We start from the raw sequence: 16677 nt of genomic DNA, 5'->3' as shown, positions 1-16677 counted from the left end.
GAAATAAAAGATAAAATAAAAAATATATAAACCTTTTTGAAACTAATAACACACTTGGTTATAAGTTTAAAATATATTTTTTCAAAACTAATTATAATGAATAATTTATAAAATATTTAATATGATAATTGTAAATTTTAGGAGGAAAAAGTGAAAAAATTAATAATAATACTTGTTTTATTGGTATCAGGAATTTCATTTTCAAATATAAATACCTGTAAATGGATAAAAAATCCTAATATATATGTATCTAAGGAAATTGAATTAATAAGCCGTTCTAGATTAAAAGGAAATGTTTATTGTGATGTTGAGCGTGATTTTATGACATATTACGTTGGAATAGGGAATCTTGAAGTTGGGCTGGTTTATAATATACGTGAAAGAAAAGAGCTTACTTATGAAAACATTTTTAGAATATTAGTTGATTTTGAGAATGATATTGCTAAACTCATACCTACAAATCTTCCAAAAAAAGATACAAAAGATAAACCAAGATACTATACTTTTAGATTATATGCTTATGATGCAAGAAAAAAGGACACTTTTATGCTATTTAAGTATATTTTGGATACAGATAAAGTTGATGGAGATTGGAAAACTTATTATAACAACGAAATTTTTTCAAAAACAAGTGAAAAAATGTTAAAAACTTTGAAAGATAGCGGGTATCTTCCGACAGAAGATATAGTATACTAATTTAAGGGGAAAAATGGAATTAATTTTAGAAGAAGATATAAAATATAAAACACCGATAAATGACTTTGGAGTTGAGCCAATAAATAAAAGAATCATAACGACAGGAGAAAAGCTTATATATTTTAATAAAGAAAAGTTTGAGAAGGAAAGTGGCGGAAAGGTAAAAAACTGTGAAATCATAAAATATATAAAAGAAAAAAATCAATTATTTGTTTCAAGTATGTTTTTTGTTTCTACTCCTAATGGAAAAGTATACAAATGTGACGGAAATAAAAAGAAAATCGTTGAGCTTGTATTTGATATAGAAGATTCAATTGGAGTAATGAACTTTATAACAAGTGGTAGAATTGTATACATCAAAAATAACGATCTTTTTTCATATGATGTCGATACAAAAGAATTAATTTCTGCTAAGCTCACCAAAAATAGAAAAAATGGAAATTATAAAATATTTACAAGTGGAGAAAATGTTATAATCAAATTTAGGGAAGATTACAAACATATAAACATTATAAGTATTTTTGAAAATAAATTAAAAAAAATATTTGAAGTAAAAACTGAAACAAATCATACTTATTCAAAAATAGTTGGACTCCAATACTTTGCAGGAACAGAAGATGGAGAAATTGAAATATGGAATATTTTGGATCAGGAACTTTATAATTCGATAAAAATTTCTGACAGAAAAATAACATATATTGAAGAATTTGAAGGAAAGTACTTTATTGGCTTGGAAAATGGAGAATTGGTAATTACAGATGGTAAGTTCAATATTTTAAAACAGGAAAAAGTATTGAAAGAAAGAATTGTAAAAATTTGTGTAATTGAGAATGAAATTTATGTGATGGGGTGTGAAAATAGGATAGTAAAGTATAGGATGATTTGAAATATTTTATTATAATCACAGTTAGTAATTTAGCTGTGATTTTTTTTGAAAATTCATTTTGTAATTTTAATTGTAAAAATTGTGTATAAATGATATAATTTGGCGAAAAAATAAAATAAAAAATAAATAAAAATATGTAAAAAATAAATAAATTTTTAAGACTGAGTCAGTAATGTTTTGAAAATATACTCAAACCTATTTAAAATTAAACTACTAAAAATTATATAAATTTAGGGTTTGAGTAAATAGTCATAGCCTTTTGAGTTTAGTTTTAAAGCAGTTTTACTATAATGTTCAAATTAAAGATTTATTTGATTTTTAAAGGAATTTTTAGTGTAATGTGAAGAAATGGGAGAGGAAGTGATGAATGAGTTGGAAAATAATAAAATTAAGTTATATGGATTTAACAATTTAACAAAAACATTAAGTTTTAATATTTATGATATTTGCTATGCGGAAACAGAGAGGGAGCAAAAGGACTATATTGCATACATTGATGAGCAGTATAATTCAGAAAGGCTTACAAAAATACTTATTCGTGTGGCAGAAATGATTGGAGCACAAGTCTTGAACATATCAAAGCAGGATTACGAGCCACAAGGGGCCTCTGTAAATGTTTTAATTGCAGAAGAAAGAATAAGTCCAGAAAATATCGACAAGTCTTGTAATAGAGGAAAGCCATTTTTTGAGGAAATTGGAATGGATGAAAACAGTATAAAAAAAGGTGGGGCAAGTCAGGATACGGATACAGTCCACGCCCATTTGGATAAAAGCCATATAACAGTGCATACTTTCCCAGAATACCATCCAGATAATTCAATTTCCACTTTTAGAGTGGATATTGATATTGCAACTTGTGGGGAAATTTCTCCGTTAAATACGTTAAACTATCTGATAGACAGCTTTGATTCTGATATAATTACAATTGACTACAGAATACGTGGATTTACAAGGGATATTTCAGGAAAGAAATTTTTTACAGATCATAATATAACTTCTATTCAAGATTATATTGAGCCTGAAAAATTAAAAATATACGATGCAATTGATGTAAACGTATATCAGTCTAACATTTTCCATACAAAAATGCTAATAAAGGAAATCAGATTACAAAATTATCTATTCAATCAAGATGTTTATGAAATCGCACCCAAAAAAAGGCTGGAAATTACGGATAGACTTAGGAAAGAAATGATTGAAATTTATAGTGGAATGAATATTTATTAAACATATTTTATACTTAAATTAAGTTTTCAAATATAAATTTTATTTTAGATTTATCTAGTTAATAGTTATTTTTTTTCTTTTTTTACATTATTTATTTTAACGTAAGGGCATCAAACGCCATGCCCTTACAACCCCGCTTAACGCAAAACTTTCTTATAAAAGAAAAATAGAACTCGCTTTTGAGTATAAATTGTTTTAATACGAATAAATATATTTAACTTCAAAATAAATTACAAAAGCTCAAACAGCTATTTTTCTTCTAACGAAATTTTGCTTGGTATCTATTTTCATCAAATTACATATTATAATTGAATCGAAAATGCTTAGATGAGCTGGGATTAGTGCGTAGTGCTTTCGCCAAAATTTTCAGATATTATAATTTGAAGAAATTGAAATAACTAATATTGCGAAATAAAAGGGGATGGCGATTGTTCCCCTTTGCTTTTAAGAAAAAAACATATAAATTATAAAAAAATAGTTACTAATCAAAATGTAAATGTAACTTGTCTAAATATTTAGTGAAAAATTTTGGAATTTAGAATTGTAATAATTAAAAGTAAAAATATGAAAGGAGTTGAAGAAATGGGGAAAAATATTGATACAGATAGACAGAATAAGACAGTTCTTTTTGATGCTTTAAAAAATCATCTTTCTAACAGGGTTGTGAGATTTGATGTGCCGGGGCATAAAGGAGGGCGTGGAAATAAAGAATTTCGTGATTTTATTGGGCTGGAAGCGATGCAGATGGATGTTAATTCGATGAAGCCGCTTGATAATTTATGCCATCCAACTTCGGTTATTAAAGAGGCTCAGGATATAGCGGCGGAGGCTTTTGGGGCAAAAGAGGCTTATTTTATGGTAAGCGGAACGACAGGGGCTGTACAGGCTATGATTATGGCAACTTGTAAAGCTGGAGATAAAATTATTATTCCAAGAAATGTGCATAGAAGTGCCATTAATGCAATGGTAATTTGTGGAGCAATTCCAGTTTATATTAACCCTGGACTTAACAAAAAATTGGGAATATCACTTGGAATGTCGATTAATGATGTGAAAAAGGCAATTCAGGAAAATCCTGATGCAAAAGCAATATTAGTGAATAATCCTACTTATTACGGAATTTGTTCAGATTTGAAATCTATTGTAAAACTGGCACATGAAAATGATATGTTTGTGCTAGTTGATGAGGCACATGGAGCACATTTTTACTTTGATGAAAATTTACCAATTTCAGCTATGGAAGCTGGAGCAGATATGGCGGCAATTAGTATGCATAAGACAGGTGGTTCTTTAACACAAAGTTCGATTTTGTTAAGTGGTGAGAGAATAAACGCTGATTATGTTCGGCAAGTTATAAACTTGACCCAAACAACAAGTGCATCGTATTTGCTTATGACTTCGCTTGATGTAGCAAGAAAAAATTTGGCGATAAATGGAAGGGAACTTTTTGAAAAGACAGTTAAATTTGCAGAATATGCCAGAAATGAAATTAATAAACTAGGTGGATATTATGCCTATGGGAAAGAACTGATTGATGGAGATTCGGTTTATGACTTTGATACGACAAAATTATCTGTGTATACAAAAGATATTGGACTTGCTGGAATTGAAGTTTATGATATTTTGCGGGATGATTATGAAATTCAGATTGAATTTGGAGATTTGGGAAATATTTTGGCGATAATTTCGGCGGGAGACAGAGGCTTGGAAATAGAACGGCTAATATCTTCGCTTGCAGAAATTAAACGGCTTTACTCAAAAGACTCTACAGGAATGTTTGATCACGAATATATAAATCCTGATGTTGTGCTTCCGCCACAAAAAGCCTTTTATTCAGAAAAGGAAATGATTCCCATAAAAGAAAGTGCAGGTAAAATAAGTGGAGAATTTGTTATGGCCTATCCGCCAGGGATACCAATATTAGCACCAGGAGAGCGAATTACTGAGGAAATCATAAATTATATTGAATATGCAAAGGAAAAAGGATGTCTATTAACAGGAACTGAGGATATGCATGTTGAAAAGATAAATGTTGTTTTAGAGTGAAAATTTTTGACGTAAAAACGCAGATAGTATCTGCGAAATCCAATTAAAATAAATGAAAGAAGGAAAGCAAAAATGGCTGACAGCAGATTTTTGAAATTTTTTAATTATATTTTGCTAGTTGAAGGAAGCTATTCTAATGATAAGAATGATAAAGGTGGGGAAACAAAATACGGCATTACTAAGGAACGAGCTAGAGAATGTGGATACAAAGGTAGCATGAAAGATTTAACAAAAGCAATGGCACAAAAAATTTATGAGGAAAAATATTATAAGGCTAGAAAATTGGATCAAGTAAAAAATGATAAAGTGGCACTAAGCATATTTGATTTTTCAGTAAATGCTGGGAGATATGGAATCAAAAAGGCTCAGGAAGCTGTGAATAAAGTTTATGGGAAAAATGTAATTAGTGTAGATGGAGCGGTTGGGCCTATGACATTAAAATATTTAAATGATGTTAATCCAGCTAAATTTTTGATGGCTTATCATAATTTACAGCGTGAATATTACAAGTCTCTTGCTAAAAATAATGTAACTCAGAATGATTTTCTAGCTGGATGGCTGAACAGGGTTAAGGTTAAGGAAAATTATTTGAGAAACGTTTAATGAGTACAAGAAAATAGAATAAAATTATAAACAATGGAAAATTTGAGGAATTTAGAAAAAAGTTTTAAAGTACAAAACATTGGAAATAAAAGGTTAGATATTAAAAAAATAGGTAATACAAATTGAAAGGAGTGTAGCAGATGGAATTATGGTACACAGAAGAACATACGAAAAATGTTCGTTTTTCTATAAAGATTGATAGGCAGTTAGTTAGTGCAAAAAGTAATTTTCAGAGAATTGATATTTTTGAGTCGCCAGAGTTTGGGCGATTTTTGACATTGGATGGATTTATGATGCTGACAGAAAAGGATGAATTTATTTATCATGAGATGATAACTCACGTTCCTATGGCTGTAAATCCTAAGGCTAAGAAAATATTGGTAATTGGTGCTGGAGATGGCGGTACTGTTCGTGAACTTGTAAAATATGAGCATATTGAGAGAATTGATATGGTGGAAATTGACAAGATGGTTGTCGACCTTTGTCGTGAATATTTACCTAAGACAGCGAATAAGCTGGATGACAAGAGAGTTCATATTTATTATGAGGATGGATTAAAATTTGTACGTTCCAAGGCAAATGAATATGATATTGTAATTGTGGATTCGACAGATCCTTTTGGGCCTGGAGAAGATTTATTTACAAGAGAATTTTATGGAAACTGCTTTAATGCACTAAAAGAGGATGGAATTCTTGTGAATCAGCACGAAAGCCCATATTATGAGGCAGATGCTAAAGCAACAGCAAGAGCAAACAAACAATTAAGGGCGGTTTTCCCATTTGCGACAGTGTATCAGCTGCATATACCGACATATCCATCAGGACATTGGCTATTTGGATTTGCTTCGAAAAAATACAATCCTGTAGAAGATTTGAAGGCTGATGAATGGAATAAGTTTGGGATAGAAACAAGATATTATAATACAGAATTGCATAAAGGGGCTTTTGCATTGCCAAATTATGTGAAAGATTTAATAAAATAATTTAGAATAAAAACTAGAAGGAGAATTTATATGAGAAATAAAAATATACATACATTTATAGGTTGTGACAATGAATACAATGAGAGTAAAATTGCTATTTTTGGAGCGCCGTTTGACAGTACAACTTCGTTTAGACCAGGGACTAGATTTGCTTCAGCAGTTATGAGAAATGAGAGTTTTGGAATAGAAACGTATAGTCCTTATCAAGATAAGGATTTGGAGGATATTAAGGTTTTTGATGGAGGAGATTTGGAACTTTCGTTTGGAAATTCAGAAAGTGCATTGCAGGATATTCAAGACGAAACGGCAGAAATTTTGAAGGATGGGAAAATTACGTTTATGATTGGTGGAGAGCATTCTGTTACATTGGGAGCTGTAAGAGCGGTTGCTGAGAAATATCCAGATTTACATATTATTCAGTTTGATGCACATACAGACTTGAGAGATGAGTATTTAGGACAGTATTATTCACATGCTTCTGTAATTAGAAGATGTTGGGACATTGTTGGAGATGGCAGAATCTTTCAGTTTGGAATAAGAAGCGGCGAAAGAGATGAATGGAAATTTGCAAAAGAACATCTTCATACAACAAAATTTAATTTTGATGGGCTTGATGAAGTTGTAGAAAAATTAAAAGGAAAACCTGTGTATTTTACATTGGACTTAGATGTACTTGATCCATCGGAATTTCCTGGAACTGGAACGCCTGAAGCTGGAGGAGTTACTTTTGTGGAACTTCATAAGGCAATAGAAAAAATTTCGCAGTTAAATATTGTTGGGCTTGATATGAACGAATTATCGCCTGTATACGATCAGTCTGGGCAATCTACAGCACTAGCTTGTAAACTGCTTAGGGAAATTTTGCTGTTTATTTATAAATAGATTTATTTTAAGGAAAAGTGTTTGTGCATAAATGGTACAGATACTTTTTTGAATATTATAATTGTATAATATGTTGCAAAAAACTGACAGAATATATTTATAAAAAATTGCGAGTTTTGAGGTGTTTTTACAATGATTGACAAACTAAAAGAATTAGAGAATCTTGAGAATAAGTATAGGGAAATTGGAAAAATAAATTCGGAGATAGAATCAATAATTGCAAATATAAAAAATGAGGCTGGAATAAGCAGGGAAAAGGAACTTTTGGAAGAGAATGAAAGGCTGGCAAAGGATTTAAAGTCATTTCATGAAAAGATGAAAGTTAGAGAAGAGGAAATTGGGAGGCTTAAAAATAGTAATGCAGTACTTATTGAGGAATTGAAGGAAGCGAAAAAGGTTAGGAGAAATGGTGAGATTGATAAGTTTCAGAATATTTTGGCTGCGAAGATGAATGTGGAATTGGAAAGTGGAGTGACTAGAAGGCTTTCTAATTATGCAGAGGAAATGAAGAGAAAAGTCAAAATGCTGGAAAGAAATCTTGATGGCGAATTTTCAGAGGAAGCTGATTCATTAAGAGATGAACTCAAAAAAATTAATGGGAAAATTAGTGATTTTTTAGAGAAAAGTAATAGGAAAACTTTTGAAAATAAAACATTTCTTCAAGAAGAATCTTCAGTTTTTCATAATAAAATAAAAGAAGAAACGGCTTTGAAGGAAGGGGAATTTCTTTTTGAAAGAGAGAAAAAAAGATTTGTATTTGAAAAACTTATTGGACTTAAAGGATTTAACTTTTTAGGGATAATATCAATCTTTTTGGGAGTTTTTTTGGTATTTCGGACACAGTTTGCAAAAATTTTGGCAAATAATTATGTAAAAAGTTCGGCATCGTATTTGCTTGGGATGTTTTTTCTTTTTGCTGGAGAAAAATTTTATCAAAAAAATAAGAAGCATTTTGCAGTTGGGCTGATTGGTGGTGGAATTGGGATTCTTTATTTGACTACGCTTCTTTCTACGCTTTATCTCAAACTTTATCCAATGACAGCGGGACTTTTTATATCGGTAATACTGACAGGGCTGGTTGTGATTCTTTCATTGCGATATGATAGCCAGATAATTGGAGTATTATCGCTGATTGGTGGATATTTGCCTTACGGAGCGTATATTTGGGTGAATAGGAGCAATGTTCAGATTTATTATGTTTTAGCATATTCTTTGATTTTGCAGGGAATTGTGCTTGGTGTTTCTTGGAAAAAGGACTGGATATACAGCAAGATTTTTGGATTTGTTACAGGTGTAGTAAATATGACGGGGCTGATTTATTACTTAAATCACAGCATTCATGATAAGATTACGGCGTTTTTCTACATCGTAATTTTTACAACAGCATACAGTTTCATTTTCCTAAATTCTCACAAAAAAGAAAATCGTCAAAGCAACATAATTGACTATATATTTCTAAGTTTAAATCTAATTATAAAATTTTCATTGATTTACAGCCTATTTGACAAGACAACCCCAAGCTGGCTAAAAGCAATATTAGTTGGAACAGTTGGAGTAATTTATGGATTTTTTGGCGACAGGCTCAAGGACAACAAAGTTGCAAAAATCTTTTATATCGTTGCATTAGGAAGTTTTATCCTAATTATTCCGTTAATTGTGCCAGAAAAATTTGTTGTGGTTGCGTGGGGTGCTGAAACTGCACTTTTATATTTCTTTTATAGAAAATATAAAAATAAAGAAATGCGATATGGGACAATTGCGATTTATCTAGTTTCGCTGGTAAGTAATTTGATTGTGCGGGAAGAAAAATATTTGCTTGTGTATATTCAAGATTTGATGATAATATCTTTTTCATTTGTGCTTTATTTCCTGATAAAACAAAAAAGCTACAAGACGGAAGTTAGGATTTTAAATGGAATATTTAAATATCTGATTTTTACATATTCAATATTTTTTATAAATAAAGTTGTTTTTGATGTTGTTACTTCATTTAAAATGATAAATTATGGTGAAAATATATTTTTGAGTTTATTAGTTTCGCTTTTTGTTTTAAGAACAGTAACGTGTAAAGCGAAAAAATTACAAGATAGTTTTAGTTTGAAATTCTTGATAATAATTGAAATAATTTATTTGTTATTCATAAATATGATTAATCTTATCCTGTATTTTTTTAATTGGAGTTCGGATATATATATATTAATAGAAAGAGTAGCAATAAGTTATATATTTCCGTTCTTTTTGCCAATTTTAATAAATATATATTTATTTATGGTTGCTAAAAATGATATTCATTTATGCTTTTTCAAAAAAAATGAGAAAAAGCCGTTGTGGATACTGGGAGAATCAATATATTTCCTTTGTGTAGCAAATATTATTTTACGGATATATGAAGATTCAGGTGTATTAATTTTAGGAGCTGGACTAGCTTTGGATATAGTTGGACTGCTATTATGTGGATATTTAGTCTGGAAAGGATTTAGAGTGCCAAATAGGAATGTTAGAAGAATTGGGCTTGGAATAGGAATATTTTTTGTGGCAAAAAGTTTTTTATGGGACTTCTTACGATTTGATAATTCTTATAAGTTGATTGCTTACTTTAGTATGGGGGCTATTTTGATTGGAACTTCTTATATTTATCAGACAGCTTTGAAGAAATTGGAGCAGGAAGTGAAAGAGAGTTTGAGTGACACGGATTTTGGGAAAGGTGAGAAAAATGAAGAAAATAAATAAAATAATATTGTTTTTATTTTTAATAACAATTGTTCAACTTTTTTCCAGTCAGTATTTTAAAACTATAAAAATAACAGGAAAGTCGGCATACAAACAATTTTTTCTAACAGAGGATATTTATGAGAATAGTAAAAATAATCTTGGAGATATACGGATAATTGATAATGCTGGGAAAGAAGTTCCTTATGTTATCGAAACTGGAAAAAATCAGGAAAAGCACAGCGAAAAAATTGTAGCAAGGGCAAAAATAGATGAAGTATTGACGAAAAAGGATAAAATGGAATTTATTGTGAAATTTAATTCCGACAGTTCGTTAAAGGATATAATTGGAAACAGGCTTGCACTGATTCCTTCCAAAAATTTTTACACCGAATATACTTTGCTTGGAAGTAATAACGGTACAGATTGGGAACAGATAACTTCGGGAGAAATTTATAAGACACCTGATAAGTCAAACTTGACAATCGAATTTTCAGAAAAAAGATATGAATTTTATAAAATTGTAACGCCTTTAGATAAAGGGAATATCTTTAGTGAAGCAATTTTGAAATTGTCAAATAATGAGGCTGGGAAATTTAAAACTGTAGGGACAAAATTGGATTATAAGGTTGAGCAGGAAGGAAAAAATACAATTTTGAAAATTAAGAGCAAGTTTTTGCCATTAAAAAATATTGTTCTAGATGTAAATGATGAGTTTCAGAGAAATTATACTGTGAGAAACGGAGATAATTTTTTTGCAGAAGGGATAATATCTAAAGTTGGGGAAAGATCAAATTTGGTAATAAATTTAGAAAGTGTTCCTAAATTGTCTGAAATAGTCGTTGAAATACAGAATGGAGATAATTCACCGCTCAAAATAAATGAAGTAACAGGAAACTATGTTCCAGACAGAATTGTGTTTAGGGCTACAGAAGGGGAAGATTATAAAATAACCTTTGGAGATGAAAGTTTAGACAAGCCTGAGTACGATATTGCAGAATTTGCTGATTCAATAAAAGAACGAGATGAAGTTTTTGTAGGAAAATTGGAAAAGGCAGATATAAAGAAAGTTTCAAAGCCAAGAGATTACACGGTTTATTATAATGTTTTTATAGGGGTGGTTGTGGTAATATTAATTGGATTTATGGTAAATAAAATAAATAAAAATAAAAAATAGAAGAGGAGAATGAATTATGAGTATTGTATTTATTTTAATAGGAATTTTGGTAGTTTTAGTTGTAATCGGAATGGGAATTTATAATAAATATATTAGACTAAAAAATCTGAATGAGGAAGGTTGGAGTGGAATAGGTGTATATTTGCAAAAAAGGCTAGATTTAATACCAAATCTTGTTAATACTGTTAAAGGTTATGCAACACATGAAAAAGAAACGCTGGAAAATGTGGTAAAATTGAGAAGTCAAATGATGTCGATTGATACAAAGGATATTGATAATATTGAAAAAATTCAAAAACTTGAAAATGAAATGACAAAAACATTAAGATCAATAATGATGTTACAGGAAAATTATCCAGACTTGAAAGCAAATGAAAACTTTTTGAGCTTGCAATCTCAACTAACTCAAATAGAAACAGAAATTCAAAGTTCAAGAAAATATTATAACGGAACAGCAAGAGACAGAAATACTTTTGTGGAAACTTTTCCAAACAATATTTTTGGTGGAATTTTTGGATTTAAAAAAGCTGAGTTCTTTAATGCTGTGGAAGGAGCAGAAAAGGCTCCAGAAGTTAAGTTTTAATTTTTTAGTAAATTTTTTGGAAGAGGGCTTATTATGAAGAGTTTTAGCAACCGAAAATTAAACAGTATTTTTTCAATAATGTTTGTATTTTTCACATTGTTTTTCTTAAGTGCAAAATCATTAATTGCTGAAAAAATAACGAATTATGAAGTTACAGTTCAGATGAATAAAAATGGAACTTTGACAGTAAATGAAGTAATTGACTATGAATTTGACGGTGTGGCAAAGCACGGGATTTATAGGGATATTCCGTTACGTTCAAAGAAAAATGGCGTAGATATTTACAAATCTTATATAAAAATGAATTCAATAAAGAGAAACGGTATTTCTGAAGAATACTCTACGAAACTTTTTGATGAAGGTATTAGATATAGGGTTGGTTCTGCAGACAGATTTGTGGAAAATGGTGTAAATAGATACGAGTTTAATTATGTGATTTATAATGCAGTATTTGAAAAAAATGGAATTTATCAGGTTTACTTTAATGCAATTGGTCAATTTTGGCAAGTTCCTATTGAAAAAGCTACGGTAAATATAAAATTTGGAAATGGAGAACCTGTTTTAAAAAATGAAATTAAGCAATTAGATATTTTTACAGGTGAATATGGACAAAGTGGAAAAGATTATATTACAAATTTGAATAATGGAACTGTTGAAATTAAAACAAATAAGGTTTTAGAGGCATATAGTGGATTAAGTTTTCGTCTGAATTTAAAAACAGATAATATAAGCCCAACATTTTGGGATAAATTACAGACACTTTATTATGCTCATCCTTTAATTGCTGTAGGACCGATTATAATAATAATTCTAGCAATTTATGGATTTGTAACGTGGTATATATTTGGAAGAGATGTAAATAAAAAGGCAATTGTTCCTGAATTTAACATACCAAAGGATATTTCTGCCATGTATGCGGCTTACATCAATGGAGAAAGAGAGCCAAAAGAAATACTAACAATCGGAGTGCTTTCATTGCTTTCTAAAGGTTATGTTGAAGCTAATGACGAAGAAGGTAATGGAAGAAATGTAGAATATACATTGTCTGACAGTAGAAAAAGCAAGCCTGAATTAGCAGAAGAAGAAAAGATTGTTTTTAATGCTCTTTCTGATAATGGATACATATTTAAAAAAGAAAGAAGTCTTTACGATGCTTCAAATAAAATATTAAAATCATTTGAAAAAGAGTATAAAAAGAAAGTTTATAAGGATAATAACATTTTTAATATTGTCTTTATTGTCGGTATGATTACAGTTTTTATGATTTCGTCAACTGCAAGCAGCGGAACGGCAGGTATTTCTGATGGTATTTCTGGAGCAGTTTCTCTAGTTATGGTTGCTATTTTCTTTGGAATAGTATTAAATACGATTTTTTCAATTATCAATAATATTTATGGAAATAATAGCAAATTTTTAAAAATTATTAAGTGGATAGCAGTATTATTCTTTTCATTAATATATGGAGTTTTAAATTTCATTATAATTGGAATAATTATGGCAATGTATGCTGTTTATTCAAAAATAATTGGAAGATATACTGTTGATGGAATGAGAAAAAAAGAATACTTGGATGGCATGAAAATGTACATAAAGACTGCTGAAGCAAATCAGATTATGAAATTTAATGATGTAGATGAGCTGGTAGCTTATTTTAAAGGGATATTGCCTTATGCGGTAGCTCTTGGTGTAAAAAATGAAGCGGTAAAACTTATGAAGAATACGATAAAACTTTATAATTTTGATGAAAGTACATATTCTTATATAAATAGAGGAGTACATTTTAATTCATACAATAATTACTTTTTATCAGATATGATTTCAAGAGGTTATAACAATGCATACAATAAAATAGCAGAAGAAAGATTCAGTACTTTGAGAGAAAACTCTAGAAATTCGAGCGGAGGCGGTTTTGGCGGAGGCGGATTCTCAAGTGGTGGAGGCTTCTCTGGCGGAGGTTCCGGCGGAGGAGGTGGAGGAAGCTGGTAGAAATACTGGCTTTTTTTCTTGTTGTAAAGTATTGTTTTTTAGTTTATAATATTGGTATAAATATTATTTTTTTGAATTTGTGCAAGAATTAAATTGAAAAAATATGAAGGAAACAGAGGGGATGAAAAATGGGAAATAAAAAGCGATTACCGATAGGAATGTCTGATTTTAAAAGAATAATAGAAGAAAATTACTATTATGTTGATAAAACAGGATTGATTAGCAGTATTTTAAGAGATGGAGCAAATGTAAATCTATTCACTCGTCCAAGAAGATTTGGGAAAACGCTTAATATGTCAATGATAAGATATTTTTTTGATTTTGAAAATAGAGAAGAAAATAAGAGACTGTTTGACAATCTTAATATTTCAGAAACTGAATATGCAAGTGAGCAGGGGAAATACCCAGTAATATTTGTGAGTTTTAAGAATATTGAGGAAGATGAGTGGGAAGATTGCTATTTTGAAATAAAAAATTTGATAAATAAATTGTATAATGACTTTGAGTTTATAAGAAAAAACTTGAATCAGAGTGAGTTAATGGAATTTGACAAGATATGGCTGAAACAGAAAGGGGCAGATTGGAAAAATTCTTTAAAAAATTTGACAAAATATCTGTATGATTATTATGGGAAAAAGAAAGTTGTCGTTTTGATTGATGAATACGATACTCCGATAATTCAGTCATATCAAGCAGGGTACTATAAAAAGGCAATTTCGTTTTTCAAAAGATTTTACGGAGAAGCCTTGAAGGATAATGAATATTTGCAATTTGGGATTATGACAGGAATTTTACGGATTGCAAAAGAAGGGATTTTTTCAGGGCTGAACAATTTGAAAGTAAATACAATATTTGGTGAAAAATATTCTGAGTTTTTTGGGCTTACAGAAAATGAAGTTATAAAAGCTGTGAAATATTATGAGCTTGAATATGAGCTGGAAGAAGTTAAGAAATGGTATAATGGTTATCAATTTGGAGATACTGAAATTTATAATCCTTGGTCAATTATTAATTTTTTGTCGGCTAGGCAATTACGTCCTTATTGGATTAGTGTTTCAGGGAATAAATTGATAGATGAAATGCTTGATGAAGGGAATAAGGAAATATTTGATGATTTGGAGAAATTATTTAATAAGGAGAAAATTTACAAGGAAATAAATGATTATTCTGAATTTACTTTTGATACGGATGATATATGGCAATTATTTCTGTATGCAGGCTATTTGACGATTGGCGGGGAAAAAGTGGATAATGAATATCCTATAAGGATACCAAATAACGAAATACTGAAGTTTTTTGAAAACAGGTTTATTGCCAGATTTATTAAAAAAACTCAAAAATTTACAAATATTATAAAAGACTTGAAGAAAGGAAAAATAGAAGAATTTGCAAAAGGACTTCAAGATGAAATACTATCTTCATTAAGCTATTTTGATACAGATAAGGACGAGAAATATTACAAAGTATTTTTAATAGGGATTTTCATAGTTCTAGGAAATGACTATATCAGACTTTCTGAAAGGGAAACTGGATATGGAAGGGCTGATTTGGTACTTGAACCGAAAAACAAAGAAAATCCAGCATATATTTTTGAATTTAAAGTGGCAGGCAACGAAGAAGAAATGGACAATTATGCGAAAGAAGGATTTAGACAGATTAGAGAGAAAGAATATGATGTGGAACTGAAAAATCGTGGAGTTAAAGAAATAATCCATATTGGAATTGGATTTTACAGAAAGAAATTGAAAATGAAGTATGAAAGAGTGAATTTTTAGTTTTAGGAGTTTAGATGTGGGAAATATGGATTTTATTATAAAAATTTTGGAAATTATCATAGTTATAGTTGTTACAGTGTATTCTGTCTTAACTTGGTATTTTTTTGGAAGAGATCCGAAAAGAAAGGTAGTTGTTCCTGAATTTAATGTGCCAGATAATATTTCTGCAATGTTCATGGCATATATTAATGGAGAAAGAGATTCAATAAGAATACTAAAGATTGGAATACTGTCATTATTATCCAAAAATTATATTTCCGTTATTAAAGATAAAAAAGGAAAAATTAAAAAATTTATTTTGAATAGTAAAAATAAAAAAAATTTAGAATTAAGAAAGACAAATTTATTTGAAGAAGAAAATGAATTACTGAATATTTTGTCTGAGGGAGACTTATTTTCCAACAAACAGTTAATTTTAAAATATAAAAATCGTATTGTACATTTTTTAGAGAAAAAATATAAGAAAACGATATATAAAAATAATTATTTTTGTTTTATTCCATTTATTTTAGGAACTGCGGTTTTATTATTTTTTATATTATTGAAATTAACAAAGGGAAATGTTGAAAATTCAGTTCGTATCACAATAGCAGGAATTATATGGTTAAAACTTGTGTATGATATGTCAAGGGGAATTTTGAAATTCTTATATATTACAGTTGTTATAGGTGGAATTATGGGGGTTATAATGTATGTTGATATTTATTCAGGCATAAGTTTATTTGCTTTAGGGATAATATTTTTAGTTTATGAAAAAGCGATAGGAAAGTACACGACTGCAGGAAGAAGAAAAATGGAATATATCGAAGGGATGAAAATGTATTTTAATACAACAGAAAGATACAGGATAGATAAATTTGAAACGCAAGAGGAAAAGTTGAATTATTTTAATTATTTGCTTCCTTATGCTGTTGCGCTTAAAATAGAAGATGAAAGTTTTAAATTATTTATGGATTCTTTAAATTTTTTAAACATGATGGGAAATTACAAAGAGGCAAAATATTTTGTCGATGAATATACAGTTTCAATATTTCCTAATAAATTGTTTAAAAATGTATTTGATTTTTTTAAAGCTTGACTTATTAAGATTAGATAAGTTTAGAGCTTGAGAAGGTTAAAGTATA

The 16677-nt window shown here is 29.5% G+C and carries 13 protein-coding genes; all 13 read left to right on the top strand.

Going from position 1 to position 16677, the window contains the following annotated elements; translation table 11 throughout:
• Positions 1 to 150 precede the first annotated feature (150 nt).
• Positions 151 to 696 carry a hypothetical protein gene (locus tag ACEG17_RS05800; RefSeq protein WP_299573212.1) on the top strand — a complete coding sequence of 182 codons (546 nt, stop codon included), beginning with the start codon at positions 151 to 153 and terminating at the stop codon, positions 694 to 696.
• 13 nt (positions 697 to 709) lie between these two features.
• Positions 710 to 1582 (top strand): hypothetical protein, encoded by an 873-nt coding sequence (locus tag ACEG17_RS05795; RefSeq protein WP_372582928.1) that lies wholly within the window; start codon positions 710 to 712, stop codon positions 1580 to 1582.
• Positions 1583 to 1945: 363 nt separating this feature from the next.
• The gene (speD, locus tag ACEG17_RS05790) at positions 1946 to 2809 is read left to right on the top strand and encodes an adenosylmethionine decarboxylase (RefSeq protein ID WP_021746703.1); all 864 of its coding nucleotides are present in this window, start codon (positions 1946 to 1948) and stop codon (positions 2807 to 2809) included.
• 582 nt (positions 2810 to 3391) lie between these two features.
• Entirely contained in the window at positions 3392 to 4855 is a 1464-nt protein-coding gene (locus tag ACEG17_RS05785; protein WP_372582927.1) for an aminotransferase class I/II-fold pyridoxal phosphate-dependent enzyme, read from the top strand.
• Between the two features lie 72 nt (positions 4856 to 4927).
• A complete protein-coding gene (locus ACEG17_RS05780; protein ID WP_299575634.1) occupies positions 4928 to 5458 on the top strand; it encodes a glycoside hydrolase family 108 protein in 531 nt (176 codons plus the stop codon).
• 140 nt (positions 5459 to 5598) lie between these two features.
• The gene (speE, locus tag ACEG17_RS05775; protein WP_372582926.1) at positions 5599 to 6441 is read left to right on the top strand and encodes a polyamine aminopropyltransferase; all 843 of its coding nucleotides are present in this window, start codon (positions 5599 to 5601) and stop codon (positions 6439 to 6441) included.
• Between the two features lie 30 nt (positions 6442 to 6471).
• Positions 6472 to 7323, top strand: a complete 852-nt coding sequence (gene speB, locus ACEG17_RS05770) for an agmatinase (protein WP_372582925.1) — start codon at positions 6472 to 6474, stop codon at positions 7321 to 7323.
• Between the two features lie 132 nt (positions 7324 to 7455).
• Positions 7456 to 10053: a DUF2339 domain-containing protein gene (locus tag ACEG17_RS05765; protein ID WP_372582924.1), complete on the top strand. Its 2598-nt coding sequence runs from the start codon at positions 7456 to 7458 to the stop codon at positions 10051 to 10053.
• Positions 10037 to 11209: a hypothetical protein gene (locus ACEG17_RS05760; protein ID WP_372582923.1), complete on the top strand. Its 1173-nt coding sequence runs from the start codon at positions 10037 to 10039 to the stop codon at positions 11207 to 11209. Before ACEG17_RS05765 ends, ACEG17_RS05760 begins: the two co-directional genes overlap by 17 nt.
• A gap of 16 nt (positions 11210 to 11225) precedes the next feature.
• Entirely contained in the window at positions 11226 to 11792 is a 567-nt protein-coding gene (locus ACEG17_RS05755) for a LemA family protein (RefSeq protein ID WP_021768382.1), read from the top strand.
• Between the two features lie 33 nt (positions 11793 to 11825).
• Positions 11826 to 13778 (top strand): DUF2207 domain-containing protein, encoded by a 1953-nt coding sequence (locus tag ACEG17_RS05750; protein WP_372582922.1) that lies wholly within the window; start codon positions 11826 to 11828, stop codon positions 13776 to 13778.
• A 128-nt stretch (positions 13779 to 13906) separates the two neighbouring features.
• Entirely contained in the window at positions 13907 to 15553 is a 1647-nt protein-coding gene (locus ACEG17_RS05745; RefSeq protein WP_372582921.1) for an AAA family ATPase, read from the top strand.
• 25 nt (positions 15554 to 15578) lie between these two features.
• Entirely contained in the window at positions 15579 to 16631 is a 1053-nt protein-coding gene (locus tag ACEG17_RS05740; protein ID WP_372583004.1) for a DUF2207 family protein, read from the top strand.
• The last annotated feature ends 46 nt before the right edge of the window (positions 16632 to 16677 follow it).

Source organism: Leptotrichia hongkongensis (assembly GCF_041538065.1).
GTDB lineage: Bacteria > Fusobacteriota > Fusobacteriia > Fusobacteriales > Leptotrichiaceae > Leptotrichia > Leptotrichia hongkongensis.
The sequence above is the reverse complement of the archived record's forward strand: the minus strand, read 5'-3'. Positions and strand labels throughout refer to the sequence as shown.

What these genes read in the sequence shown, in the direction of transcription:
- ACEG17_RS05745 (WP_372582921.1), top strand. Translation starts at nt 13,907, where the DNA reads ATGGGAAATAAAAAGCGATTACCGATAGGAATGTCTGATTTTAAAAGA.
- ACEG17_RS05785 (WP_372582927.1), top strand. Translation starts at nt 3,392, where the DNA reads ATGGGGAAAAATATTGATACAGATAGACAGAATAAGACAGTTCTTTTT.
- speD (WP_021746703.1), top strand. Translation starts at nt 1,946, where the DNA reads ATGAATGAGTTGGAAAATAATAAAATTAAGTTATATGGATTTAACAAT.
- ACEG17_RS05760 (WP_372582923.1), top strand. Translation starts at nt 10,037, where the DNA reads ATGAAGAAAATAAATAAAATAATATTGTTTTTATTTTTAATAACAATT.
- ACEG17_RS05750 (WP_372582922.1), top strand. Translation starts at nt 11,826, where the DNA reads ATGAAGAGTTTTAGCAACCGAAAATTAAACAGTATTTTTTCAATAATG.
- ACEG17_RS05780 (WP_299575634.1), top strand. Translation starts at nt 4,928, where the DNA reads ATGGCTGACAGCAGATTTTTGAAATTTTTTAATTATATTTTGCTAGTT.
- ACEG17_RS05740 (WP_372583004.1), top strand. Translation starts at nt 15,579, where the DNA reads ATGGATTTTATTATAAAAATTTTGGAAATTATCATAGTTATAGTTGTT.
- ACEG17_RS05755 (WP_021768382.1), top strand. Translation starts at nt 11,226, where the DNA reads ATGAGTATTGTATTTATTTTAATAGGAATTTTGGTAGTTTTAGTTGTA.
- ACEG17_RS05795 (WP_372582928.1), top strand. Translation starts at nt 710, where the DNA reads ATGGAATTAATTTTAGAAGAAGATATAAAATATAAAACACCGATAAAT.
- ACEG17_RS05765 (WP_372582924.1), top strand. Translation starts at nt 7,456, where the DNA reads ATGATTGACAAACTAAAAGAATTAGAGAATCTTGAGAATAAGTATAGG.
- speB (WP_372582925.1), top strand. Translation starts at nt 6,472, where the DNA reads ATGAGAAATAAAAATATACATACATTTATAGGTTGTGACAATGAATAC.
- speE (WP_372582926.1), top strand. Translation starts at nt 5,599, where the DNA reads ATGGAATTATGGTACACAGAAGAACATACGAAAAATGTTCGTTTTTCT.